The organism is Gilliamella apicola, from assembly GCF_003202655.1.
Classification (GTDB): domain Bacteria; phylum Pseudomonadota; class Gammaproteobacteria; order Enterobacterales; family Orbaceae; genus Gilliamella; species Gilliamella apicola_R.
The window spans coordinates 107,034-131,587 of the sequence record NZ_QGLR01000004.1; the positions used below are offsets into that span (position 1 = coordinate 107,034).

Consider the following 24,554-nt stretch of genomic DNA (forward strand, 5'->3'; position numbering starts at 1 on the left):
AAAGTGGTTGATTTAACATCTTAACTAAGCAAGTCTAGCGGTTGATACTATTATTGAAACACACAAATAGTGTTTCAATAATATAGTCGGTTATTTTTCTTTTATTCTACTTGGCTATTTTTAATGCGATTAACAAATAGCATCACGATAAAAGCGATAACTGTTAAATAAATAATAAAGATCCCATATGTTGATAGCATATCGACAAATGAGCGTCCGCGTATACCGATATCACGGAAGAAGCGAAATAGCCAAACTAATGGAAAAGCATGGCTGGCATAAAATGTCCAGATTGGCATAATACCTACCGCCATGGTTGAACCACCCATGATGAATCCTGGTGGCACAAGGAAAATCATTCTGCTCGCCCCTTCTCCTGGATGATGAGTATTCCAAGATAATAAGAAACCTAACCAACCAAAAGCCAGTCCAGTCATAAATATGCTAGGTACGAAAACAAAATAATTACCATCAAAACGTAATTGTCCAAATAAAACCAGTATTGCGGTAATTAAGGTTAACGCAGTAGTATAAAATAGGGCATAAGGAACGGTTCTAGCTAATAACGGTAGCAAACCACGTTCTATAACGGTATTCCACATTCCCATGGTTTTTAAGCGACCAACTATCATCAAAGAGGTCAATCCATAGGTTAATGACGAAAAAAAGTAAACGAAATAGATAATCGTGGATATTGTTGATGAACTAGCCGGATTAAACATAGTTCTTGTTTTTAATTGCATCGGCGATAGCGTTGCTTCAGTTGCTTCTCTTCCCAGTCCTAATGCAGCTACTTTTCCAACACTCAATTCGGCACCGGATTCAGGGATAATTTCATTAAGGCTCTGCATCACCTTGGCATTTTGTGCATCATTTGAATCATCAGCAAAATAACCCAATTTAACGGTTTTATCGCCTTTCTTCAATGACTTTTCCAATCCTTTGGGAATATATAACACGCCTAAATTACGATCGTGCGAAACTAAAGTAATTGGATTAACTGGTGAACGAATCACTTCCGTTATTTCGATAAATGGTGAGGTATTTACCTTGCTGATTAATTCAGTTGAATAATTTGAACCATCAAGATCAATAACTGCGATCTTTCCTTCGAAAACCGAACCATGGCTTAGTACTATTGAAAAAACAAGCGATACGATAGCGGCTAAACCTAAGCACACTTTATAATAAGGGATGAAGTGGCCTGATAACATAGCATCAAGCTCTTCAAGCATAGATTTAATGATGTTTTGTCGCATCATTGATCCACCTCAATTGTCATACCGGTTAATAGGTTTGCAATAGGCTCCATATAAATTCTGACTTGGTAAGAGGTTAAATCGGCTTGACCTCGTTCACGAGTCATGCGTAAGTCAGCAAATGAAGGCGCAGCTGTGGCAAAGCGAACTGTACCGTTTACGGTTTTGTCCAGAGCGATGACATTAGCTTTTACTTTGGTACCCGGTTGATAGTCATTAACCATTTTTTCATTAACATAAATATCGACATATTTACGATCAGTTTCTAACAGTACTGCTGGTGCGCCGGCTGGAGCCATTTCACCATCTTCAAACATGAGTTTTAGCACTTTGCCATCTTCGGGGGCAACTAAGGTAAGCCGACTGTAATTCACTTTCAGTTGTTTTAAATCAGCTTCGGCTTGTGCTAGTTGAGCTTTGATTTGAGCTAGTTGATTTTGGCGATTTTGCAGTTTTTGTCTAGCAATTGTAATGGACTGCAATGTCATACCTGTTGCATTCCTCGTTTGTTCGAATTGGGCGATTTGTTCGGGGGTTGCACCAATCATCAAGGTTGAAAGTTGACTTTCAATTTGAACAACGAGCATTTTCGAATTAATGTAGGCATTACGGGCAGCGTCAAGTTGTGATTGTGACGCGCCACCGGTTTTTCTTAATTGAGTATGACGTTGAAATTCAGTATTTGCTAAATCTCGAGAAGAGATTGCTGCTTCTAAATTAGCTTTGACTTCTTCTATTTTGCGCCATGTAGATAATTCATTAAGATTCGTTTCATTTTCAGTGATTTCAATGGCCGCTTGTTCTTGTTTAACGGCGGCGGTTTGACTATCAACTAGCGCTTGTAAGCGATCTATTGATAGCTGAGTATCAATGTCTTCAAGTTGCATTAATGGATCACCTTTTTTGACAAATTGTGATTCTTGGACAAAGCGTTTAACAACTTTGCCGCCTACATTTTGGAAGGCAACATTGATTTCATCAGCAGTTAATACCCCTGATTTGATACTTTTAGCCACAGATACTGCATCGTTTCTTGAACCAAGACAAATTAACGTTGATCCAACTAAAAGTAGTAACAAGAATATGGCTGGAATTTTAATGTTTTTGGGTAAATTTGAAATTAAGTTTAGTTTATTTTTCATTTATTTAGTCAGCTAAGTATATGGTTAAAACATTATGATGATTGGTGATTAATGGCAATTATTTGCGCAATAGCTTGCGTAACATTGCAATTAAGGATTCCTGCTCTTGTGGATTTAAAACCTGAGCAAAAGCACGAATCGATTTTAAGTGATTAGGTAATGCTTTTTGGATAAGCGTTACACCGGTTGCGGTAAGGGTGATTAGTCGAGAACGACCATCTTCTCCACTTTTGGTCATGGATATCAAGGGATCTGGTGCGGCTAACATTCGTTTTACCATTACCGAAACGGTTGCAGGCGTCACCCCCACTCTCAATGCTAGCTCGCTAGCGCAGGTCTCACCTTCACTATACAGTGACATGAGTAACGCAAATTTTCCTTCTGATACATCATAATCTTTTGCCAGTTGCGCATAGATATTTGAACGAATTAAATCGGCGGTCGTGATTAAACTTAAGACCAGATCAACGCCTGAAACCTCGATAATTTCATCATTAAGTCTTTGAGCTTTTGCTAAAGTTTCGCGTGAAGGAAGTATTCTTGAATTGTAGTTCAATTGTTATTACCTAATTTATTTAGTCGGCTAATTATACTAGTTTAACCCTAATTGGCAATCCCTTTTTATTAGGGATTTGAGATGTTTATCACATTAATCTACTAATATATTTTTGATATCAAAATGGTGAAAATGGGTAACTTATTGTTTTCAAAATTATAATTTTGACTACCACTAAAGTGGTAATCCTTGAGGGTAATTATATTCTGTTTAAAGTTCCTTAAAATATCAAATAGATAAAAATTAAATAATTGAATTAAAAATATATTTGGAGCTTTTTATGAGTAAAACCAATCTCGTCATTATTGGCAATGGGATGGTTGGACATCGTTTTGTCGAAGAAATTATCGACAAAATGCAGGCAGATAAGTTCAACATCACTATTTTTTGCCAAGAACCAAGAGTTGCTTACGATCGTGTGCATCTCTCTTCCTATTTCTCAGACCATAGCGCAGAAGCATTGTCTTTAGTTCGAGAAGGTTTATATCAAGAAAATGATATAAATATCTTACTTAATGAGCCGGTTACTTTAATTAACCGACAATGTAAAGAAGTGCATTCACAAACAGGGCGTATAGTTCCCTATGATAAGTTGATTATTGCAACTGGATCTTATCCATGGGTACCACCAATTAAAGGTGCCGATGGTGCGAATTGTTTTGTTTATCGTACTATTGAAGATCTTGATGCTATTCGTGATTGTGCTAGCAATTGTAAAACCGGTGCTGTTGTTGGTGGTGGGTTGCTCGGGCTGGAAGCTGCCGGAGCGCTTAAGAATTTAGGTATTGAGACACATGTCGTTGAATTTGCATCAGTACTCATGGCGGAACAACTTGATGCGATGGGCGGTGAGCAGTTACGTCGGAAAATTGAGGCGATGGGGGTTGGTGTTCATACCAGTAAAAATACCCAAGAAATTATTCATACTCCATCAGGTAAAATTATGCAATTTGCTGATGGTTCATCACTTGAAATTGATTTTATTGTTTTTTCAACCGGTATTAGACCTAGCGATCAATTAGCTAAAGCATGTGAGCTCGATATTGGCCCGCGTGGCGGGATTGTTGTTAATGATTATTGCCAAACATCCGATCCGGATATTTATGCTATTGGCGAATGCGCTTGTTGGCAAGGTAAAGTCTATGGACTTGTAGCCCCAGGATACAAAATGGCACAGGTCGCTTTAGCCCATTTGAATGGCGAAAATGCTAAATTTGAAGGCGCTGATATGAGCGCTAAACTTAAATTATTGGGCGTCGATGTTGGCAGTATTGGTGATGCCAAAGCGAAGACGCTCGATTGCCGGAGTTATGTTTACTTAGACGAAAATATTCCGGTCTATAAAAAATTAGTGGTTTCAAATGATAATAGTAAATTGCTTGGTGCTGTATTGGTCGGTGATACATCAGACTATAGTAATTTATTACAATTAATGCTTAATAATATGGATCTGCCAGAACATCCAGATAGCTTAATTTTACCTTCTCATGCCGGCGCTAAACCTGCATTAGGCGCAGATGCATTACCGGATAGCGCACAAATTTGCTCATGTTTTGATGTGACGAAAGCGAAAATTGTTCAGGCTATTCATGCTGGTTGTCATACTGTCGCTGCAATTAAAGCTGAAACCAAAGCGGGTACTGGTTGTGGTGGTTGTATTCCGTTAGTAACACAAATCCTCAATTTGGAGTTAGCGAAACAAGGAATCGAAGTAAGCCATGCGCTTTGTGAGCATTTTAACTATTCTCGCCAAGAACTTTTTCATTTAGTTCGGGTGGAAGGATTAACATCTTTTGATCAAGTGATAAAAAAACATGGTAGCGGTTATGGCTGTGAAGTTTGTAAACCAACAGTCGGTTCCATATTAGCGTCATGTTGGAATAATTATATTCTCAAACCTGATCTTGTACCGTTACAAGATAGTAATGATATCTTTTTAGGTAATATCCAAAAAAATGGTACTTATTCAGTTATTCCGCGAAGTGCTGGTGGGGAAATTACCCCAGAAGGCTTAATTGCCATAGGGCAAATTGCTAGGAAATACAATCTGTATTCGAAAATTACCGGGTCTCAACGAATTGGTTTATTTGGTGCGCAAAAAGACGATCTTCCGGCGATTTGGAAAGAGCTCATTGCCGCTGGTTTTGAAAGTGGTCATGCCTATGCTAAGGCGTTGCGTATGGCTAAAACTTGCGTAGGTAGTACTTGGTGCCGTTTTGGGGTTGGCGATAGTGTTGGTTTAGGTGTTGAATTAGAAAATCGTTATAAAGGTATTCGTTCTCCGCATAAATTTAAACTTGGTGTTTCAGGCTGTACCCGTGAATGTGCAGAAGCACAAGGTAAAGATATTGGGGTTATTGCTACCGAAAAAGGTTGGAATCTCTATGTCTGTGGTAATGGTGGTATGAAACCTCGTCATGCAGATTTACTTGCTGCCGATTTAGATAAAGAGACGCTTATACGTTATTTGGATCGTTTTATCATGTTCTATATTCGTACCGCCGATAAATTACAACGGACTTCGGTCTGGTTTGAAAATCTTGAAGGAGGAATCGATTATTTACGTAGCGTGATTATTGATGACAAGTTAGGTATTAATGCCGAACTAGAAAAAGAGATGGCACGGATTCGCAAATTAGTTGTCTGTGAATGGAAAGAAACCGTAGATAACCCTGAAGCACAAATCCGTTTTGCCCATTTTGTTAATAGTTCTAAACGTGATGATAATGTTCAATTTGTGCCTGAGCGCGATCAACATCGCCCTGCTACTTTTGAAGAACGTCAAGCTATGTTAGGAGAATAGATCATGAGCCAATGGATTACTATCTGTAAATTAGAAGATATTTTGCCGGAAACAGGTATCTGTGCGCTAATCGGTAAAGAGCATGTTGCAGTTTTTCGTCCTTATGATACTAATGAGCTTTATGCCATTAGTAATATTGACCCTTTTGCTAATGCTAGCGTTCTTTCTCGAGGTATTATTGCTGAACATGAAAATGAGTTGTGGGTTGCTAGTCCTTTGAAAAAACAGCGTTTTCGTTTAAAGGATGGTTATTGTCTTGAAAATGAAAATTATTCTGTTGCTCATTATGAGGTCAAAGTAGATAACGAAGATTTTGTACAAATAAAATCTAATTAATTAATTGCCTAAGGAATAGAAAATGTATACAGAAACAATTAACAAATGTGCGGCTAATGCTGCACGTATCGTTCGACTAGCTAAAACCAACCCAATCGGATTTTGGTTAAGTTCTGCAATGGCAGGAGCTTACGTCGGTCTAGGGATTATCTTAATTTTTACGCTAGGTAATTTACTTGATCCATCGGTTAGGCCTTTAGTTATGGGCGCAACCTTTGGTATTGCATTAACCTTAGTTGTGATTGCCGGCTCAGAGTTATTTACTGGTCATACCATGTTTTTAACTTTTGGCGTTCAGGCAAAAAAAATTACCCATTGCCAAATGTGGTGCGTATTACCACAAACATGGTTAGGCAATTTGCTAGGATCAATTTTTGTCGCTGCGCTATTTTATTGGGGGTCTAGTCCATTATTGGCAACCGATACTTCTCTGGTGCATGCCGCGGCATTAGCAAAAACATCTGCACCGGCAACGGCACTATTTTTCCGAGGAATCTTATGTAATTGGTTAGTTTGTTTGGCTATTTGGATGGCAAATCGAGTTGAAGGTTCGGCTAAATTTATTGCCATCTGGTGGTGCTTACTGGCATTTATTGCTTGTGGTTATGAACATAGTGTCGCTAATATGACGTTATTTTCACTCTCTTGGTTTGGCAATCATTCTGATGCCTACACGTTAGGCGGAATCGGTCATAATTTATTATGGGTTTCATTAGGTAATTTGGTGTCAGGAGCACTATTTATGGGCTTAGGATATTGGTTTTCAACACCTAAGGCAGAGCGACCTTAATTAGTATAGAATAGGATTTTAATTGCGCAAATTGCTGGTTTTTAATCGTTGTTGGATTGCTAACCGTAAATTTTTTTAGTTCAATAAGATATTAATATGAATGGTTGTTTTAAAAGTCTATGGATTATTTACCTTTATTTTGTAAATTAGAAAACCGTGATTGCTTGTTAGTTGGTGGTGGAGAAATAGCCGAGCGTAAAGCTCGGTTATTACTTGAGGCCGGCGCAAAGTTAACGGTTAATGCACTCGAATTTACTCAGCAGTTTCTCTGTTGGCAGGAACAGAAGCAACTAGTTTTAGTGCAAGGTGAATTTATTACCCAACTGCTTGATAATAAATGGTTAGTTATTGCTGCCACCGATTGCCCACAAACCAATCAACAAGTCAGCACTGAATCAGAAAAGCGTCGGATATTTTGTAATGTTGTCGATTCACCTAAAGGCGCTAGTTTTATTATGCCGTCTATTATTGATCGTTCACCTATAATGGTCGCGATATCTTCCGAAGGTCATGCTCCCGTATTAGCACGCTTATTACGCGAAAAATTAGAGGCGATATTGCCGCAAAATATTGGCAAATTAGCCAAATATGCGGGTTATCTACGTAATAAAGTAAAAGCAACTTACCAAAGTATGACTGAACGGCGACGATTTTGGGAAAAGCTATTTACCCATGATAGATTAGCGCAAGCTGTAGCTAATAATGATTCAGAAAATGTTGAAAGGCTAACTAATCAATTATTTGCAGAGCCGGTTGATTATCGCGGTGAAGTGGTTTTGGTTGGTGCCGGTCCTGGTGATCCGGGATTATTGACATTAAAAGGTCTGCAACAAATTCAACAAGCCGATATTATTGTTTATGACCGATTAGTATCCAATGAAATAATGAATCTTGCTCGGCGAGATGCTCAACGCATTTTTGTTGGTAAACGCCCCGGTTTTCACTGCGTGCCCCAAGAACAAATTAACCAAATATTATTAGAGCAAGCGCAGAAAGGGTTGCGAGTAGTCAGACTGAAAGGAGGTGATCCTTTTATTTTTGGTCGGGGAGGAGAGGAGCTAGAAACATTATTTAATGCGAATATTCCTTTTTCAGTAATACCAGGGATCACCGCTGCTTCAGGATGCTCAGCCTATAGTGGTATACCGTTAACTCATCGTGATTATGCCCATAGTGTTCGTTTAATTACCGGTCATTTGAAAGATGGTACTCAGCTAGATTGGCATAGTTTAGCGGCTGAAAAACAGACACTAGTTTTTTATATGGGATTATCACAAGCAGAAAATATTAAAGCAAATTTAATTAAACACGGTATGAATGGTGATACACCGGTTGCTATTGTTGAAGAAGGCACCACAACCAAGCAAAAAGTCATCGATGGTTTATTATCCGAGCTTGATGAGCTAGCTTTACAAGCTTGTAGCCCGAGTTTAATTATTGTTGGTCCGGTAGTGGCATTACGAGAAAAACTCAACTGGTTTTCTCACAATTAGCAACAATTGGCAAGAAAAGGATAAGGTAAACAATTCTTTATTTTCTTGCCTTTTGTAACCAAGCAATTTGCCTAAATAATATTGTTAAAAAGTATTTTATAACAATATGCACTTTGCCTTTTTTATCAAAAGTTTAGGTTGGAGTATCGACATCATCCCAATCGGCATTTTCAAAATTCGTTAGCCAATTTAAAGCATATTGTCTCTCTTGAATGACGCCTTCCATTATTTCTATCGGTAACGATTTATTGTTAAGACGATAATCTCTTGCTAGCCAATGTAAGCGGTAATTTAAATCCAATGCATCTAGCAGTTCACTCGTTGGTCTTAAGGTTAAGGTAGAGAGTTCAGGATTACTATTTTCTACACCGATTTCAACCAATGAAGATACATTACAAAAAGTATCGGCAAAAGGTAATGTTGATTGCCAATTTAGTGCCCATTGTAGTGGTAATAAGGCTTCATAGCGCCAACTCATATTCATAACATCTTGTTCTTGCGGTTGAGGATCGTGAATAAAATCATATTCAATATTTGATAAAGCAGCAAAACCCAACGGACAACGCGTTTTGAATTCTTCGGGATCTAATGGGTCATTTTCTCGAAAACTTTCGGCTTGAATGCCGGTTAACATTAGTGCCAAGGCACGTTTTACTACTTCATCAGGGGTTCTAAGTATCACTTCAGATTCTGCAACAACAGGTGGTAAACTTGCAAGTGGCTGTAACCCTAATGTTGCTAAATACTGCTCGGTTTTTGCTTTGCGTTGTAATGCTTCTGACGGATAAGGCATTTTAATATTGATATCAAATTTTCCATCTGGATGTTGTAGTACCTCCATGTTAGGATTGCGAATCGTACCGTCGGGCATAAATAAAATGACATTAGCCTGCTCAGCCCAAATCGTTAGTTCATCAAATTGATTCTCTTCTACCTCAAACGTAAACTGATGTTTAGTTTTTTGAATATGTCGATACAGTTCATAACGGCGGGAATTCATTTCACCGTCACCAGCTTGCATAACATAGCCAATAAAACCATTAAGGTGATCTGTAAAATTTAGTGAGTTCAATCCACGCTGATTTAATTTTTTACAACTAAAATTAATTGCTATTGGATTTGTGAGTGTAGAGTAAGCATTGACTAATAGAGACATTTACAACTTCATCCTATTTTTTATTTTTTGTTCTTAATTTTGTTTAATAAATCAATTCAATTGATTTAAATAATTATAAATATTGTTTTTCAATTGAATCAAGTAAAAGAAAACGGTTTTTATGGAAGATTTTTAATGATTAGGATTAGATATTCTATCCAATTAAAAGCGTAAGCTGATATATGATATAAATCGGCATTAATACATTGCCAAAGTTATTCTTTACTCTGCAAATACCATACCGTCATTTCCATACGTGACTTAAAGTTTAGCTTTTTAAAAATACTTTTTATATGAACTTTAACCGTGCTTTCGACAATATCTAACTCTTTAGCGATTAATTTATTGGATAATCCTTGGACTAATAAATTAAATATTTCATGTTCTCTTGGGGTAAGTAAATTAATATCATGGCTCTGATTGGTAGTCGTGCCGCCACCATGACGCATATAATCAAGAATAATATGTGAAATTGCTTCATCCATGATGATTTTACCTTCGGAAATATCTTTTAATGCTTTAAGAAGATTTTCCGGCTCCATATCTTTTAATAAATAACCATCAGCCCCAGTTTTGAGCGCGGTAACGATATCTTCCTTGGCATCAGATACGGTAAACATAATGATTCGTGCAGAAATATTCTTTTCTCGTAAATAACGTAAAATTTCTAAACCACTGACATCGTTCATATTGATATCTAACAAAATAATGTCAGGGTCAAGCGTTTGTGCAAGCTTAACGCCTTCTATACCAGAGCCTGTCTCGCCAATAACTTCAAAATCATTGATGGTGTTAATCAGCTGTTTTACCCCATTTCTCAACATGGGATGATCATCAATAAGCAATATTGAACTTTTAATGTTTTCCATTTGTTACTCTTCTATCCTTCTAACAGGGATCATTGTCGTTGCTTTAAACGTTACTACAATTTCGGTACCCAAATTAGGTTTACTATTAATGGTTAAATTGCCATTTAATATTTCAACTCTATCACGCATAATGATTAATCCATAATGATTATCTTGATTAGTATTATTTTGTAGACCAACTCCATTATCTTTTATGCTGACAGTAATAATTTGATTCTCATCAATAGTTAAACTTATTTTGACTTGTGTGGCATTGGCATGTTTATAAATATTATTTAGAGATTCGCGAACACACTGCAATAGATGGAATGCATATTTGCTATTAATAAGATTAAGCGGTAATTGATATTCAGTTTGTATGGTAAATTTTAATTTTTGATTAAATTCTTCGATCAATTCCATTAAGCTAGCATAAAAACCGGTCTGGTTAAGACGTAAACGAAAAGAGGTTATTAATTCTCTTAATTGAGAATAGGTAATATTAACCTCTTTACGCATCGTCGCTAGCAAATCAATACTTGTGTGTGAGGTTAAATCGGGTTGCATCTGTAGGCAGCTAAGGTGAATTTTTAAACAGGAAAGCGATTGTGCTATCGAGTCATGTAACTCTCTTGCCATGGCTGAACGCTCTTTCATTAATAGATATTGTTTTTGTTGTTCTATTTGTCTATCAAGCATGAGTGCCGTTGTCATTTGCTCAACTAAGGCGGTAATTAAATTTTCTTGTTCTGCACTTAGATGCATTTTTGAGGGTTGTACAGCGAATAAAATACCAAATTTCTCTCCTTTTTCCTGAAGATACCAATAACGTTGAAATCCATTTTCTTGATAGGATTTTGCTGGAATAAGACAAGCATTACATTCTGAATTTTGGCAATAAGGGAGTTTTTGTTGGTTGGCATAACTGATTTGCTGATAATGTTCAATATTATCTGACTCATAAAACCGAATTTGAAACTGTGTTAATGGCACTAATTCTTCAAGTTTACGCAGTATTATTAAAAAGCGTTCACACAAGGGATCCGATGTATGCAGCTGTTTAATAGCTTGATACTGAAACGACAAAATTTTATTGATTTGTTGTAATTCGGCGGTTTTTTCTGTGACGCGTTCTTCTAGTAATTGGTACTGTAATTCAATCTGTTCAGCCATTTTATTGAAAGCTTGTCCCAATAGATCAAATTCGTTTTTTTTACTTTTTTTACTGTTGAATCGTTGGCTAAAGTTATGTTGAGAAATTGATTCTGCCATACTAATTAATTTGCGCCATGGCGCAAGAAGATAGCGACGTAAATAGTAAGTTTGCACAAGAAGAAATAGTGCAATGAGAATGATAAAAACAAGTTGTAATTGTGAAATATAATGGATTTGATTTTCTGTTTTTTGATCAATTTGATTAACTAATTTATCGGTCTGAGCAACAAAATCATCAATTTCATTTTTTATTTCATGTATATTGCTTGCCTGTTTAATTTTCGGAGCAATAGCTGTAACCCACAAAGACTGCAATTGGTTAAGCTCAGCAATTAAATGGTAACGTTCAAATAATTTTAATTGCTCAGAAGATGGCATATCATTAAAAATATTAAGTTGGTCATAGTGCTGTTTTTCAATGGGGATCATTGATAAAAGTTGGTAACTTTTCATTCTGATCAAGCCCAATTGATTTATCATATAAGCGCTACCTTTGGTTTCATTCGCGACTTGTATTGATAAAGACAAAGCTAATAACGCCATAGCACCTAAAAAAAACATTAAAAGTGTTAAACGATTAATAATGGATGCACTGTAGCGAAATTTTCTTTTTAACATATTAGTACTCAATATTTTGCTATTAAATATTGTTTAAATAAATAATAATTTAGGTCTATTGTAACGTGAAAATTGCTAGCCTAAGATCTTTTTTATGACTTTTTGCGATCTTTTATTAAACAGCGCTTGCAACAAGCATAAATTTTGCGTAAAATTCACGCCCTATAAGATTAATCAATGCAGACATATATTTTTAATCAGGAATCGTCTGCTTTTTATTGCGGAGTTAAGTATGTACGCAGTTTTCCAAAGTGGTGGTAAACAACACCGAGTTAGCGAAGGACAAGTCGTTCGCTTGGAAAAAATTGAAGTCGAAACAGGCGCAGAAGTTGTTTTCGATAAAGTTTTAATGGTAGCAAATGGTGAAGACATCAAAGTTGGTGCTCCGTTTGTTGAAGGTGCAACAATTAAAGCAGAAATTGTTGAGCACGGTCGTGGCGAGAAAGTGAAAATTGTTAAATTCCGTCGTCGTAAACACTATCGTAAACAACAAGGTCACCGTCAGTGGTTTACTGATGTGAAGATCACTGCAATCGCTTAATAGGAGTATCGAACAATGGCACATAAGAAGGCTGGTGGTTCATCACGTAATGGTCGTGATTCCCAGAGTAAACGTTTAGGTGTTAAACGCTATGGTTCTCAAGAAGTTCTTGCGGGTAACATTTTAGTTCGTCAACGTGGAACTCAATTCCACCCAGGCACTAACGTAGGTTGTGGTCGTGATCATACCCTATTCGCTTTAGTTGATGGACAAGTAAAATTCGAAGTTAAAGGACCTAAAAACCGCCGTTATGTTAGTGTAGTTGCTAACAGCTAATAGACTAGCGGTTCATAAGTTATAGAAGCCTCACAGTTATTGTGGGGCTTTTTTCATTTCTTGAAATTTATATAAAGTAATTCATTATGATAAAACAGCAAAATGTCAAATTAGGTTTTGCACTAGCCATGTTAACCGCAGTGATGTGGGGACTGGTGCCAATTGCCATGAAATATGCATTAGTTGTTATTGATCCCTTAACATTAGCTTGGTCTCGTTTAAGTATATCGGCAGTGGGGATCACGCTTTGGCTAGCTTATAAAAAGCAGTTTCCTAATTTAGCCATGTTCAAAAAACGTCGCCGTTTTATTTTATTGATGATTGCTGGATTTGGTTTATTAGGTAATTTTGCACTTTTTGCCACAGCTGTGCAGTATTTATCTGCAACTACTGCGCAAGTTGTTGGCCAAACCGGTATTGTTATATTTATGATTTCAAGTGCTTTTATTTTCAAGGAGAAATTAAGACCAACTCAAATTATTGGTATTACTATATTGTTAATTGGGTTAGGGCTATTTTTCAATGAAAATCTAGCCGATCTTTTTGCTAATATGTCTTCATACGGTAAAGGGGTGTGGTTGGCTTTATTAGCTTCGGTTTCATGGGCATGTTATGCATTAGCACAGAAAGTATTATTAAGAAAATTACGTGCAGAACAGCTACTTTGGTTGATTTATCTTATATGTAGTATCTTTTTATGGCCACTAGCATCACCGACTAAAATTGCTAATGCTGATTTTAGTCAATTGTTTGCAATTATTTTTTGTGGGTTAAATACCATTATTGCCTATGGTGCTTTAGTGATGGCAATGGAACGTTGGCAAGCGGCGCAAGTAAGTGCTATAACAACATTAACCCCACTTTTTGCGCTGATTTTTTCAGATCTATTTGCTCTACTATGGCCAGAAAAGTTTGCAATGCAATATTTAAATATTATAGGTTATATTGGCGCGGTATCGGTGGTGGCGGGTGCCATGTTTGCAACAGTTGGACACCATTTATGGCAACCAAGAAAAGGCTGGCTAATTAACCGCAATAAAGAGGACAAATAATGAAATTTGTAGATGAAGCTTCAATTCGCGTCGAAGCTGGTGACGGTGGTAATGGCTGTGTTGGTTTCCGCCGTGAGAAATATATACCTAAAGGCGGTCCTGATGGTGGCGATGGTGGCGATGGTGGTGATGTATTTTTTATTGCTGATGAAAATCTAAATACACTTGTCGATTTTCAATTTGAAAAAAACTATCGCGCAGAACGTGGTCAAAATGGCCAAGGCTCAGATTGTACCGGTAAAAGAGGTAAAGATATTACCGTTAAAGTACCAGTTGGCACGCGTATAACCGATAAATATACCGGTGAAATTATTGGTGATCTCACTCATCATCAACAAAAAGTTCTGGTTGCTAAAGGTGGTTTTCATGGACTAGGTAATGCCCGTTTTAAATCCTCAGTCAACCGTGCGCCAAGACAAAAAACCGATGGTACGCCAGGTGAAAAACGCGATGTTTTATTAGAACTGTTATTACTTGCCGATGTTGGTATGTTAGGTCTACCTAATGCAGGTAAATCAACGTTTATTCGTAGCGTTTCAGCAGCAAAACCAAAAGTAGCTGATTATCCATTCACAACTTTAGTACCGAGTTTAGGTGTGGTAAGAATGGATAATGAACAGAGTTTTGTGGTTGCCGATATCCCCGGGTTGATAGAAGGCGCATCAGATGGTGCAGGGCTTGGAATTCGTTTTTTAAAACACCTTGAACGTTGCCGTGTGTTAGTGCATTTAATTGATATTGCACCAATTGACGGTTCAGATCCGATTGAAAACGCCAAAGTTATCATCCAAGAATTACATCAATATAGTGAAAAGTTAGCCAATAAACCGCGTTGGTTAGTGTTTAATAAGATGGATGTATTAGGCAGCGAAGAGAGTGAAAAACGAGCAGCCGAAATTGCCCAAGCTTTAAATTGGGATGATAAATATTATGTTATTTCGGCAGTTAACCGTGAAGGTGTAAAAGCACTATGCTGGGATTTAATGGAGTATATCAATGCGCATCCTCGGGAGACCGAAGAAGAGAATAATTCCCCTGAAAAAGTAGAATTTATGTGGGATGATTACCATCAACAAGTGATGGATGAGGCTTTGGATGATGATGATTTTGATGATTGGGATGAAAGTGATGAAGAGGGTGTCGAATTTATCTACCAAAAATAAAAATATCATCAATCAGCTTTGAAATTTCATTGATAGCAAACATATCAAAATAGCAGGATGATATTATCCTGCTCCTTTCCTGCCTATTCTTTACATAAAAACAATAAGTTAATATTATAGCGGTTTTAAAATTGCCAAGCTTTTGTGGATTATTTTGAAAAAAGTCAAAAAATGTCTTGCATTCAAGAATGAGAATGATTATCATTCAATTGTACTTTATTAGAGCTCGAAAGACTTCTGAAAAAGTATGACATTGCTCACATTGCTTCCAATGTTTGCCAGCCTAGCTAAACTAAGCTGGCTTTTTTATTGCTTAATTTTTTAAGATTATCTTAGATTAACTGCTGGGTTATCGATATCAAATAAAACTAGTAATGCTGCAGTACCACCAAACTCTTTAGGTGCTTGATGAAAGCATATTACATGTGGATGTTGTGCTAGCCACATTGGGGTTTGTTTTTTTAAGATGTTTTTACCATGTCCATACATAATGCACGCGCAGTTGGCATTTTCTTTTAAACAAGCAGCAATCAAAGCAGCGATCTCTTTTTTCGCTTCTTGTTGCGTTAAACCATGTAAGTCTAAAAAGAATTCAGGTGTATAAAACCCACGGCGTAATTTTTTTAATTCATTGGGATCTGAATTTTCACGACTATAACGGATAGGATCTTCTTGTAATAGCGGTTGGTAATCATCAGAAAAGTAAAATTCATTATTTACTTTTTCATGTTGAATTTTCTGCTTTTCTATTAATTTTTGAGATCGCTTTTGTGGTTTATGAATCACAGTATCTTGTTTAAGTTGTTTGGTTTTACCAATACTACTTTTAAATAAGTCTATGTCTTCACGATCTAATATAAATTTATTCGACATTGATTCTCACTCTGGATAAACTTTTTCTTTGAATTCACACAAATCTTCAATAACGCAAGAACCACAACGTGGCTTGCGAGCAATACAGGTATATCTACCGTGTAAAATTAACCAATGGTGACAATTTATTTTGTATTCTTTGGGTACTACTTTGAGTAATTTTTCTTCAACAGCTTCAACGGTTTTACCCGGAGCAAAACCAGTTCGATTACTTACCCTAAAGATATGCGTATCGACAGCAATAGTTGGCCAACCAAACGCGGTATTTAAAACAACATTAGCTGTTTTTCTACCTACGCCAGGAAGAGCTATTAATGAATCAAAATTTTCAGGCACTTCACCTTGGTATTTATCAACCAAAATCTGACAAGTTTTGATGATATTTTCAGCTTTACTATTATATAAACCGATGGTTCGAATATAATCTTTTAATTTATTGACGCCTAACGCCAAAATTTGTTCAGCGGTGTTGGCAACCGCAAATAACGGTTTAGTTGCTTTATTAACACTAACATCGGTAGCTTGGGCTGAAAGTACAACAGCTATAAGTAACTCAAATGGGGTTTGATATACCAATTCTGTTGTCGGATCTTTAATGTGATCTTTTAACCTTTCTAAAATTTGTATACGAGTTGATTGTTTCACAATATATTATAAACATAAAATGGTTAGTTAATATTATATACTTTATTTAAAATTTAACCGTAGGATATCTTAAGTTTTTATATAGGTTAAAACTATTAAAAATCTATCTATATAAAAAATTATAAAATATTTTTACTAGGTGACTGGAATTATTTTTCTTTCTTTTGCATATTATATTGATCAGCAAAAATCGCCTGCTTTTTAGCATTCGCTTTTTATGATAAGCTAGCCAACTATTTTTTAATTTCATCATTCAAGGTTTATTATTAAAATGTCATTACCAATGATTGTCACCTTCGCTGTTTACATATTAGGAATGATTGCTATCGGTTTCTTTGCATTCCGAGCAACCCGTAATTTTGGTGATTACATATTAGGTGGACGTCGTATTGGCAGTGTGGTGACGGCACTTTCTGCTGGCGCTTCTGATATGAGTGGCTGGTTATTAATGGGATTACCAGGTGCCGTCTTTTTATTTGGTATTTCACAAAGTTGGATCGCAATTGGTTTAATTATAGGTGCTTATTTAAATTGGTTACTGATTGCCGGTAGACTAAGAGTTTTTACTGAAATAAATCATAATTCATTAACTTTACCTGATTATTTCTCTCGTCGATTTGATGATAACAGTTCATTATTAAAAATTATTTCGGCAGTAATAATTTTAATTTTTTTCACCATTTATTGTGCTTCGGGTGTGGTTGCCGGCGCTAAATTATTTGAAAGCACTTTTGGGCTTAGTTATAGTTGGGCTATGCTTGCGGGCGCAGGAGCAACTATTGCTTATACGTTTATTGGTGGTTTCTTGGCCGTGAGTTGGACCGATACGATTCAAGCTAGTTTGATGATGTTTGCCCTTATCTTAACGCCAATTATGGTTATGGTGAATGCCGGTGGTTTTACCGATGCACTAGCTAATATTCAATCATTAAATCCTGACTATACAAATATCTTTGCACATATGGATCTGATTGCTATTATCTCTTTATTAGGTTGGGGGCTTGGTTATTTTGGTCAACCGCATATTTTAGCCAGATTTATGGCCGCTGATTCGCATGAAGTCATGAAAAACGCGCGTCGAATTAGTATGACTTGGATGATTTTGTGCTTAGCGGGTGCGATTACAGTTGGTTTCTTTGGTATTGCTTTTTTTGCTAATAATCCTAATTTAGCTTATTTAATTGATAATGGTAAGCATGAACGGATTTTTATTGAGTTATCCAAATTACTGTTTAATCCATGGATCGCAGGTATCTTGCTTGCCGCTATTCTAGCGGCAGTAATGAGCACCTTAAGTTGTCAATTATTGGTTTGTTCAAGTGCATTAACTGAAGATTTTTATCGTGCCTTTATCAGACCAAAGGCTAAGCAGAGAGAGTTAGTTTGGGTTGGCCGTATAATGGTTTTACTTGTTTCTGTTATTGCTATTTTGTTAGCGATCAATCCTAATAACAGTGTGCTCGATTTAGTTAGCCATGCATGGGCAGGATTTGGTGCAGCATTTGGTCCTATTGTCGTATTTTCGGTTTTTTGGGCACGAATGACGCGTAATGGCGCGTTAGCTGGAATGATAACCGGCGCAATTACGGTCTTACTTTGGATTAACTTTAACTGGTTTGAGTTATACTCACTTATTCCTGGTTTTTTATTTGCGTCAATAGCGATAATTATTTTTAGTTTATTAGACAAAAAACCAAATGAAATAATCGAAGACCATTTTAAACAAGCGCATCAAAGATATCATAATAAAACAGAATAAGTTTAATTAAGTAGAATATAAACGTAACAAATTTAATAGGTAAAATATCATGACAAAAAATGTGATCAAACAACTGCAAGAGCGAGGACTGATTGCTCAACTTACTGATGAAAAAGCGTTAATGGAATTAATCGAACAAAATCCTATTGCGCTATATTGTGGGTTTGATCCAACAGCTGACAGTTTGCATCTTGGTCATTTAGTTCCGTTACTTTGTTTAAAACGTTTTCAATTGGCTGGTCATAAACCAATTGCGTTAGTTGGTGGTGCAACAGGACTAATTGGTGATCCAAGTTTCAAAGCGGTTGAGCGTAAACTTAACACCGAAGATACCGTGATAGAGTGGAGTGAGAAAATCAAGCAACAAGTTTCACCGTTCTTGGATTTTACATGTGGTGATAACGCCGCTATTGTTGCCAACAACTATGATTGGTTTGGTGGTATGAATGTTTTATCTTTTTTACGTGATATTGGTAAATATTTTTCTGTTAATGCCATGATTAACAAGGAATCGGTTAAACAACGGATTGACCGCGATGAGTCAGGTATTTCATTTACTGAGTTCTCTTATAGTTTGTTACAGTCTTATGACTTTGCTAGTCTTAATAAAGCACATAATGTTGTATTACAAATTGGTGGTTCTGATCAGTGGGGTAATATTACTGCTGGTATCGATTTAACCCGTCGTTTACATCAGAAACAAGTTTATGGTTTAACTGTACCTTTAATTACCAAATCGGATGGAACCAAATTCGGTAAAACCGAAAGCGGTGCGGTATGGTTAGATCCGAAAAAGACCAGTCCATATAAATTTTACCAATTTTGGATTAATACTGCTGATGCTGATGTTTATCGCTTCCTTAAATTCTTTACTTTTATGTCATTGGAAGAAATTGATGCATTGGAAGAAGAAGATAAGAATAGTGGCGTAGCGCCAAGAGCTCAATATGTGCTAGCTGAGCAAGTGACTCGTCTAGTTCATGGTGAAGAAGGTTTAACCGCGGCCAAACGTATCACTGAAAGTTTATTTTCAGGTAAATTAACTGATTTATCTGAGGCTGATTTAGAGCAACTAGCTCAAGATGGTATGCCAACTTTGACCGTTGAAGAAGATCTCGATTTACAACAAGCAATTGTTAATGCCGAGTTCGCACCGTCAAGAGGTCAGGCAAGAACCATGATCGAATCAAATGCTATTTCCGTTAATGGTGAACGTAACGCAACAACGGATTATCGTTTCTCTGATGGTGATAAACTCTTTAATCGTTATACCTTATTGCGTCGAGGTAAAAAATACTATTGCTTACTTATTTGGAGATGATTTCATGAAAAATATATTATCGATTCAGTCGCATGTTGTCTTCGGTCATGCGGGGAATAGTGCAGCAGTATTCCCTATGCGCCGTTTAGGGGTGAATGTTTGGCCGTTAAATACGGTTCAATTTTCCAATCATACTCAATATCATCAATGGACTGGAACGGTAATGCCAGCATCTCATTTAACCGATATCGCCGATGGGATTAATGCTATTGGCGAATTGCAACGCTGTAATGCCGTATTAAGTGGCTATATGGGCTCAGCTGAACAAGGTAATGCAATTATTGAAATTGTGAAAAAAGTAAAAGCTGAAAATCCAGAAGCAATTTATCTTTGTGATCCAGTAATGGGCCATCCTGAAAAAGGCTGTTTTGTCGCCCCCGGCGTATCAGAGTTTTTATGTAACACTGCTTTGCCTGTTGCAGATATCATGGCGCCTAATGTTTTAGAACTTGAGGAACTCAATGGCAAACAAGCCATTAGTAATGTTAATGAAGCCGTTTTAGCATGCCGTGCAATTTGTCAAAAAGGACCTAAAGCGATTTTAGTTAAACATTTGAGTCGTGCGGGTTATCAAAAAGACCGTTTTGAAATGTTGTTAGTCACTCAAGATGAAGCTTGGCACATTCATCGTCCGTTAGTCGATTTTGGTGTTAAACAACCAGTAGGTGTGGGTGATATGACAAGTGGACTATTCTTAGCGAATATAATGCTTGGTAAATCAATGGTCGAAGCTTTAGAGCACACCACCTCAGCAGTTTATGCGGTCATGCTTGAAACCTTAAAACAAAATGAATATGAATTGCAATTAATTGCGGCACAAAATGAAATCGAAAAACCAAAATTAAGGTTTAATGCAAAAAGAATTGATTAATTTCCAAAATATGTAAAAATGTACGAAAAATATAATAATAAGTAAATATAATGTAAATTTACGGAATGTGAAGTATAGAGGGAATGATGGAAGATAGTATTTCATTGGGTAAAATGCTTTCCGATTTAAGGGGTAATATGGGTTTGACCCAGAAAGATATTGCCGCTCAAATTCATGTTAGAACAGAAGTTATTTCAGAAATTGAAAACAACAAGTTAGTTCATGCCCCTTTTGTTCTTGTTAAAAGTTATATTCGCAATTATGCAAACATTGTTGGTTTACCTAATGAAGAATGTCAATCCTATCTTAACGAATTAGAAAAAGAATATTTTGCATCACAACCTTTCAAACTCAAATCAATAATCAAACAAAAAAAGCATAGTAAAAAAGGGTTCTATTTTGTTTTATTCATTCTAGTTTGCTTGTTAGGTTTTGGGTTATATTATAATAATTATCAAACCAAAAACAATTATGTTGAAGTTAGCCATTATATTTCGCCGAGCTCTGCAGATCGCGTTAACGGTTAGCAAATTTTCGAATTCACTTACAGACATTTGCCTCAAATCTTGTTAAGATTGCGACCTAGTTATTTTGCAACATGATTAGGCATCTTATGAGTCATCAAGAATCACCAATTATTAGGCGAGAATCAACCCGAATTTATGTCGGTGATGTGCCTATTGGCGGTGGTGCACCAATTGCTGTCCAATCAATGACGAATACTCGAACAACTGATGTTGAAAAGACAGTAGCACAAATTCAAGCACTTGAACGGGTAGGGGTTGATATTGTACGAGTCTCTATTCCTACAATGGATGCCGCTGAAGCATTTAAATTTATTAAGCAGCAAGTTAAAGTGCCTTTGATTGCCGATATTCATTTTGATTATCGCATAGCCTTAAAAGTTGCTGAATATGGTGTTAATTGTCTAAGAATTAACCCCGGAAATATTGGTAATGAATCGCGGATTCGTTCGGTTGTTGATTGTGCTAAAGATAAGAATATTCCGATACGCATTGGCGTTAATTCTGGTTCACTTGAAAAAGATATTCAAGAAAAGTATGGTGAGCCGACACCTGAAGCGATAGTTGAATCTGCGATGCGCCATGTGGATATCCTAGATCGACTTGATTTTGACCAATTTAAGGTAAGTGTTAAGGCATCAGATGTATTTACTGCGGTTGATTCATATCGATTATTGGCAAAACAAATTAAGCAACCATTGCATTTAGGGATTACCGAAGCTGGTGGCGTTCGAAGTGGTGCAGTAAAATCAGCAATAGGGCTTGGTTTATTATTATCTGAAGGTATCGGCGATACATTAAGAGTTTCATTAGCCGCAGATCCAACTGAAGAAGTCAAAGTCGGATTTGATATTTTGAAATCTTTACGCATCCGAGCCAGAGGGATTAATTTTATTGCTTGCCCAACTTGTTCTAGGCAAGAATTTGATGTGATTAGTACCGTTAACACGCTAGAGCAGCGACTTGAAGATATTATAACACCAATGGATGTCTCAATTATTGGCTGTGTTGTTAATGGTCCCGGCGAAGCCTTAGCATCCACTATGGGGGTCGCGGGTGGGCACAATAAAAGCGGTTTTTATGAAGATGGTGTGCGCATAGGGCGTATTGATAATGAACAAATGATAGATGAGTTGGAAGCGAAAATACGCGCTAAAGCCACAATTTTGAAAAACAGAATTACAACGATTGAACTATAATTTTATTAGATAGCGAATAAAAAAATGACAGAAAAAAAAATCCAATCAATACGGGGAATGAATGATTTACTCCCGAGTGATAGTGCAACATGGCAACAAATTGAAAAAATTGTCAAAAATGTACTAAATAGTTACGGTTATAATGAAATTAGAACACCGATTGTTGAAGAAACGGCATTATTTAAACGCGCAGTTGGTGAGGTTACCGATATTGTTGAAAAAGAGATGTATACTTTCAACAATCGTAGTGATGAAAGTCTTACACTGCGACCAGAAATTACAGCTGGTTGTGTGCGCGCTGGTATTGAACATGGTCTGTTTTATAATCAAGAACAACGTTTATGGTATTTAGGACCAGCATTTCGTTATGAAAAACCGCAAAAAGGTCGTTATCGCCAATTCCATCAATTTGGTGTTGAAGTATTTGGGCTTGAAGGTCCTAATATCGATGCAGAGCTTATATTACTAACCGCTCGTTTTTGGAAAGCACTTGGTATTGAAAAACATACTACGCTTGAGCTTAACTCAATAGGTTCAGTTGAAGCCCGCGGCAATTATCGTAATGCTTTGGTTAGCTTCTTAGAACAACATAAAGATAAATTAGATGAAGACTGTTTACGCAGAATGTATACTAATCCATTACGGGTGTTAGATTCCAAAAATCCTGATGTTCAAGAATTACTTAATCAGGCACCAAAATTATTTGATTATTTAGATGAAGAGTCTAAAAATCATTTTGATGGGTTGTGTCATTTATTGGATAAAGCAGGGATTAAATATAACATTAATCAACGATTAGTCCGTGGTTTAGATTATTATAATCGAACCGTTTTTGAATGGGTTACTACAAGCTTAGGCGCTCAAGGTACTGTTTGTGGTGGTGGACGTTATGATGGACTTGTCAGTCAGCTAGGCGGGCAACCCACTCCTGCGGTTGGTTTTGCCATGGGCGTTGAACGTTTAGTATTACTGGTACAAGCGGTTAATCCTTCATTAAATCGTGATAGTTCAATTGATATTTATATGATATCTTCCGGCAATGAGCAGACAATATCTGCAGCCCAAATCATGGCGGAGACATTACGTGATGGTTTACCTGATAGACGAATTGTGACCAATTACGGCAGTAGCAATTTTAAGAAACAATTTGCCAAAGCTGACAAATTAGGTGCTAAAATAGCTGTAATCATTGGTGAAAATGAAATAGCTAATCAATCAGTAACGATTAAAAATTTACAAACAGGCGAACAAGTCGAAGTTGCCCAAAAAGAGATTGTGCAAACTTGTTTGGCAATATTGTAAATTAAGGAAAATAGGAGAAAAACGTGAGTCATCAATTATCTGGCGAAGAACAATTTTCAGAGATAAAAGAATTTCTTGCTAAAAAGTGGAAAATCATTGTTGCGGTTATTGTAATTGGGTTACTGGCTTTTTATGGCTGGCGTTATTGGCAATCTCATAAATTAGCAAAAACGATAGAATCTTCAGATCGATATGAACAATTAATTGCTAATTTAGATAAAAATAATCCAGATTCAATAAATGAATTAGTCTCTTTCGCGGAAAGTGATGATACTATTTATAGTGTTTTCGCTAATTTAAAAGCAGCTAAATTTTATGTTGAAGAAATAAAAGATTATCCTAAAGCTGAAAAGTTACTTACTGATACATTAAGTAAAACCGATTCAGACATTATTAAATCAATCAGCTATGTTCGTATTGCAAAAATACAATATCAACTTGAACGTTATCAAGACACTTTAGCAACATTAAGCAAAGTTACTGAAAAAAGTTGGACACCGGTAGTTAATGATATTCGTGGTGACGTGTATATGAAAATGAATAACTACACGCAAGCCGTTGCTGCTTATACTGTTGCATTGACACCTACTCCTATTGATGGTTCAGATGAAAATATTGTTAAAGCTTCATTACCAACTGAACAGTTAGATGAAAATATCAAAATGAAGTTAAATCAGGCTCAATATCTTAAAGATAAGCAACAAGCTGAACAAGAAGCTGAAGCCGCCAAAGAAAAAGCTAAGCAAGAAGCTGAAGCTAAGAAAAACGCCGCACAAGAAAATAAAAATTAATTTATCCTGATATAAGGGTCT

The 24,554-nt window shown here is 36.5% G+C and carries 23 protein-coding genes; 15 read left to right on the forward strand and 8 right to left on the reverse strand.

Features of this window, described 5'->3' with window-relative positions; all coding sequences use genetic code 11:
- Positions 1–101: 101 nt before the first annotated feature.
- From DKK70_RS01525 to DKK70_RS01535, 3 genes are read right to left on the reverse strand one after another with little or no spacing between them, the layout of a single operon-like run.
- Positions 102–1,262: an ABC transporter permease gene (locus DKK70_RS01525; RefSeq protein ID WP_219999645.1), complete on the reverse strand. Its 1,161-nt coding sequence runs from the start codon at positions 1,260–1,262 to the stop codon at positions 102–104.
- A complete protein-coding gene (locus DKK70_RS01530) occupies positions 1,259–2,401 on the reverse strand; it encodes an HlyD family secretion protein (RefSeq protein WP_181415884.1) in 1,143 nt (380 codons plus the stop codon). Before DKK70_RS01530 ends, DKK70_RS01525 begins: the two co-directional genes overlap by 4 nt.
- 58 nt (positions 2,402–2,459) lie before the next feature.
- Positions 2,460–2,957 (reverse strand): MarR family winged helix-turn-helix transcriptional regulator, encoded by a 498-nt coding sequence (locus DKK70_RS01535; protein WP_034883728.1) that lies wholly within the window; start codon positions 2,955–2,957, stop codon positions 2,460–2,462.
- Between the two features lie 280 nt (positions 2,958–3,237).
- On the opposite strand from DKK70_RS01535, the gene nirB reads away from it, so the two are divergent.
- The 4 genes from nirB to cysG all read left to right on the forward strand — a co-directional run bounded on the left by nirB (position 3,238) and on the right by cysG (position 8,379).
- Positions 3,238–5,760, forward strand: coding sequence for a nitrite reductase large subunit NirB (gene nirB / locus DKK70_RS01540; protein WP_110432437.1), 2,523 nt, complete (start codon positions 3,238–3,240; stop codon positions 5,758–5,760).
- Between the two features lie 3 nt (positions 5,761–5,763).
- Positions 5,764–6,096, forward strand: coding sequence for a nitrite reductase small subunit NirD (gene nirD, locus DKK70_RS01545; RefSeq protein WP_110422477.1), 333 nt, complete (start codon positions 5,764–5,766; stop codon positions 6,094–6,096).
- A gap of 22 nt (positions 6,097–6,118) precedes the next feature.
- Positions 6,119–6,886, forward strand: a complete 768-nt coding sequence (gene nirC / locus DKK70_RS01550; RefSeq protein WP_110422478.1) for a nitrite transporter NirC — start codon at positions 6,119–6,121, stop codon at positions 6,884–6,886.
- 119 nt (positions 6,887–7,005) lie between these two features.
- Positions 7,006–8,379, forward strand: coding sequence for a siroheme synthase CysG (gene cysG / locus DKK70_RS01555; protein ID WP_110432438.1), 1,374 nt, complete (start codon positions 7,006–7,008; stop codon positions 8,377–8,379).
- Between the two features lie 133 nt (positions 8,380–8,512).
- Here cysG and DKK70_RS01560 read toward each other — a convergent pair whose 3' ends face one another.
- The 3 genes from DKK70_RS01560 to narX form a co-directional block, all read right to left on the reverse strand.
- On the reverse strand, positions 8,513–9,535 hold the full coding sequence (locus DKK70_RS01560) for a DUF4272 domain-containing protein (RefSeq protein ID WP_110432439.1): 1,023 nt from the start codon (positions 9,533–9,535) through the stop codon (positions 8,513–8,515).
- Positions 9,536–9,750: 215 nt separating this feature from the next.
- A complete protein-coding gene (gene narL, locus DKK70_RS01565; RefSeq protein ID WP_110432440.1) occupies positions 9,751–10,404 on the reverse strand; it encodes a two-component system response regulator NarL in 654 nt (217 codons plus the stop codon).
- 3 nt (positions 10,405–10,407) lie between these two features.
- Entirely contained in the window at positions 10,408–12,216 is a 1,809-nt protein-coding gene (narX, locus tag DKK70_RS01570; protein ID WP_110432441.1) for a nitrate/nitrite two-component system sensor histidine kinase NarX, read from the reverse strand.
- 232 nt (positions 12,217–12,448) lie between these two features.
- Here narX and rplU point away from each other — a divergent pair, with 232 nt between their 5' ends.
- The 4 genes from rplU to cgtA all read left to right on the forward strand — a co-directional run bounded on the left by rplU (position 12,449) and on the right by cgtA (position 15,248).
- Positions 12,449–12,757: a 50S ribosomal protein L21 gene (gene rplU / locus DKK70_RS01575; RefSeq protein ID WP_034883717.1), complete on the forward strand. Its 309-nt coding sequence runs from the start codon at positions 12,449–12,451 to the stop codon at positions 12,755–12,757.
- Positions 12,758–12,772: 15 nt separating this feature from the next.
- Positions 12,773–13,033, forward strand: coding sequence for a 50S ribosomal protein L27 (rpmA, locus tag DKK70_RS01580; protein WP_034883716.1), 261 nt, complete (start codon positions 12,773–12,775; stop codon positions 13,031–13,033).
- A gap of 86 nt (positions 13,034–13,119) precedes the next feature.
- Entirely contained in the window at positions 13,120–14,085 is a 966-nt protein-coding gene (locus DKK70_RS01585; protein ID WP_110432442.1) for a DMT family transporter, read from the forward strand.
- Entirely contained in the window at positions 14,085–15,248 is a 1,164-nt protein-coding gene (gene cgtA, locus DKK70_RS01590) for an Obg family GTPase CgtA (RefSeq protein WP_034883711.1), read from the forward strand. Before DKK70_RS01585 ends, cgtA begins: the two co-directional genes overlap by 1 nt.
- 327 nt (positions 15,249–15,575) lie before the next feature.
- On the opposite strand, the gene smrB is transcribed toward cgtA, so the two are convergent.
- Together smrB and nth are read right to left on the reverse strand one after the other, a co-directional pair.
- On the reverse strand, positions 15,576–16,121 hold the full coding sequence (gene smrB / locus DKK70_RS01600) for an endonuclease SmrB (RefSeq protein WP_034883710.1): 546 nt from the start codon (positions 16,119–16,121) through the stop codon (positions 15,576–15,578).
- A 6-nt stretch (positions 16,122–16,127) separates the two neighbouring features.
- Positions 16,128–16,766 (reverse strand): endonuclease III, encoded by a 639-nt coding sequence (gene nth / locus DKK70_RS01605; protein WP_110432444.1) that lies wholly within the window; start codon positions 16,764–16,766, stop codon positions 16,128–16,130.
- Between the two features lie 265 nt (positions 16,767–17,031).
- On the opposite strand from nth, the gene putP reads away from it, so the two are divergent.
- The 7 genes from putP (at position 17,032) to DKK70_RS01640 (ending at position 24,533) form a co-directional block, all read left to right on the forward strand.
- Positions 17,032–18,525: a sodium/proline symporter PutP gene (putP, locus tag DKK70_RS01610; protein ID WP_110432445.1), complete on the forward strand. Its 1,494-nt coding sequence runs from the start codon at positions 17,032–17,034 to the stop codon at positions 18,523–18,525.
- A 49-nt stretch (positions 18,526–18,574) separates the two neighbouring features.
- Positions 18,575–19,846 carry a tyrosine--tRNA ligase gene (tyrS, locus tag DKK70_RS01615; protein WP_219999647.1) on the forward strand — a complete coding sequence of 424 codons (1,272 nt, stop codon included), beginning with the start codon at positions 18,575–18,577 and terminating at the stop codon, positions 19,844–19,846.
- Between the two features lie 4 nt (positions 19,847–19,850).
- Positions 19,851–20,717: a pyridoxal kinase PdxY gene (gene pdxY, locus DKK70_RS01620; protein ID WP_110422489.1), complete on the forward strand. Its 867-nt coding sequence runs from the start codon at positions 19,851–19,853 to the stop codon at positions 20,715–20,717.
- Positions 20,718–20,830: 113 nt separating this feature from the next.
- A complete protein-coding gene (locus DKK70_RS01625) occupies positions 20,831–21,244 on the forward strand; it encodes a helix-turn-helix domain-containing protein (RefSeq protein ID WP_258363891.1) in 414 nt (137 codons plus the stop codon).
- Positions 21,245–21,330: 86 nt separating this feature from the next.
- Entirely contained in the window at positions 21,331–22,440 is a 1,110-nt protein-coding gene (ispG, locus tag DKK70_RS01630) for a flavodoxin-dependent (E)-4-hydroxy-3-methylbut-2-enyl-diphosphate synthase (RefSeq protein WP_110432448.1), read from the forward strand.
- Positions 22,441–22,464: 24 nt separating this feature from the next.
- Complete coding sequence (gene hisS / locus DKK70_RS01635) at positions 22,465–23,742, forward strand: histidine--tRNA ligase (RefSeq protein ID WP_110432449.1); 1,278 nt, start codon at positions 22,465–22,467, stop codon at positions 23,740–23,742.
- A 23-nt stretch (positions 23,743–23,765) separates the two neighbouring features.
- Positions 23,766–24,533: a YfgM family protein gene (locus DKK70_RS01640; protein ID WP_110432450.1), complete on the forward strand. Its 768-nt coding sequence runs from the start codon at positions 23,766–23,768 to the stop codon at positions 24,531–24,533.
- Positions 24,534–24,554: the final 21 nt, after the last annotated feature.

What these genes read in the sequence shown, in the direction of transcription:
- DKK70_RS01560 (WP_110432439.1), bottom strand. Translation starts at nt 9,535, where the DNA reads ATGTCTCTATTAGTCAATGCTTACTCTACACTCACAAATCCAATAGCA.
- cysG (WP_110432438.1), top strand. Translation starts at nt 7,006, where the DNA reads ATGGATTATTTACCTTTATTTTGTAAATTAGAAAACCGTGATTGCTTG.
- DKK70_RS01530 (WP_181415884.1), bottom strand. Translation starts at nt 2,401, where the DNA reads ATGAAAAATAAACTAAACTTAATTTCAAATTTACCCAAAAACATTAAA.
- rpmA (WP_034883716.1), top strand. Translation starts at nt 12,773, where the DNA reads ATGGCACATAAGAAGGCTGGTGGTTCATCACGTAATGGTCGTGATTCC.
- ispG (WP_110432448.1), top strand. Translation starts at nt 21,331, where the DNA reads ATGAGTCATCAAGAATCACCAATTATTAGGCGAGAATCAACCCGAATT.
- tyrS (WP_219999647.1), top strand. Translation starts at nt 18,575, where the DNA reads ATGACAAAAAATGTGATCAAACAACTGCAAGAGCGAGGACTGATTGCT.
- narL (WP_110432440.1), bottom strand. Translation starts at nt 10,404, where the DNA reads ATGGAAAACATTAAAAGTTCAATATTGCTTATTGATGATCATCCCATG.
- nirD (WP_110422477.1), top strand. Translation starts at nt 5,764, where the DNA reads ATGAGCCAATGGATTACTATCTGTAAATTAGAAGATATTTTGCCGGAA.
- pdxY (WP_110422489.1), top strand. Translation starts at nt 19,851, where the DNA reads ATGAAAAATATATTATCGATTCAGTCGCATGTTGTCTTCGGTCATGCG.
- DKK70_RS01525 (WP_219999645.1), bottom strand. Translation starts at nt 1,262, where the DNA reads ATGATGCGACAAAACATCATTAAATCTATGCTTGAAGAGCTTGATGCT.
- nirC (WP_110422478.1), top strand. Translation starts at nt 6,119, where the DNA reads ATGTATACAGAAACAATTAACAAATGTGCGGCTAATGCTGCACGTATC.
- narX (WP_110432441.1), bottom strand. Translation starts at nt 12,216, where the DNA reads ATGTTAAAAAGAAAATTTCGCTACAGTGCATCCATTATTAATCGTTTA.
- rplU (WP_034883717.1), top strand. Translation starts at nt 12,449, where the DNA reads ATGTACGCAGTTTTCCAAAGTGGTGGTAAACAACACCGAGTTAGCGAA.
- hisS (WP_110432449.1), top strand. Translation starts at nt 22,465, where the DNA reads ATGACAGAAAAAAAAATCCAATCAATACGGGGAATGAATGATTTACTC.
- smrB (WP_034883710.1), bottom strand. Translation starts at nt 16,121, where the DNA reads ATGTCGAATAAATTTATATTAGATCGTGAAGACATAGACTTATTTAAA.
- DKK70_RS01585 (WP_110432442.1), top strand. Translation starts at nt 13,120, where the DNA reads ATGATAAAACAGCAAAATGTCAAATTAGGTTTTGCACTAGCCATGTTA.
- nirB (WP_110432437.1), top strand. Translation starts at nt 3,238, where the DNA reads ATGAGTAAAACCAATCTCGTCATTATTGGCAATGGGATGGTTGGACAT.
- DKK70_RS01625 (WP_258363891.1), top strand. Translation starts at nt 20,831, where the DNA reads ATGCTTTCCGATTTAAGGGGTAATATGGGTTTGACCCAGAAAGATATT.
- cgtA (WP_034883711.1), top strand. Translation starts at nt 14,085, where the DNA reads ATGAAATTTGTAGATGAAGCTTCAATTCGCGTCGAAGCTGGTGACGGT.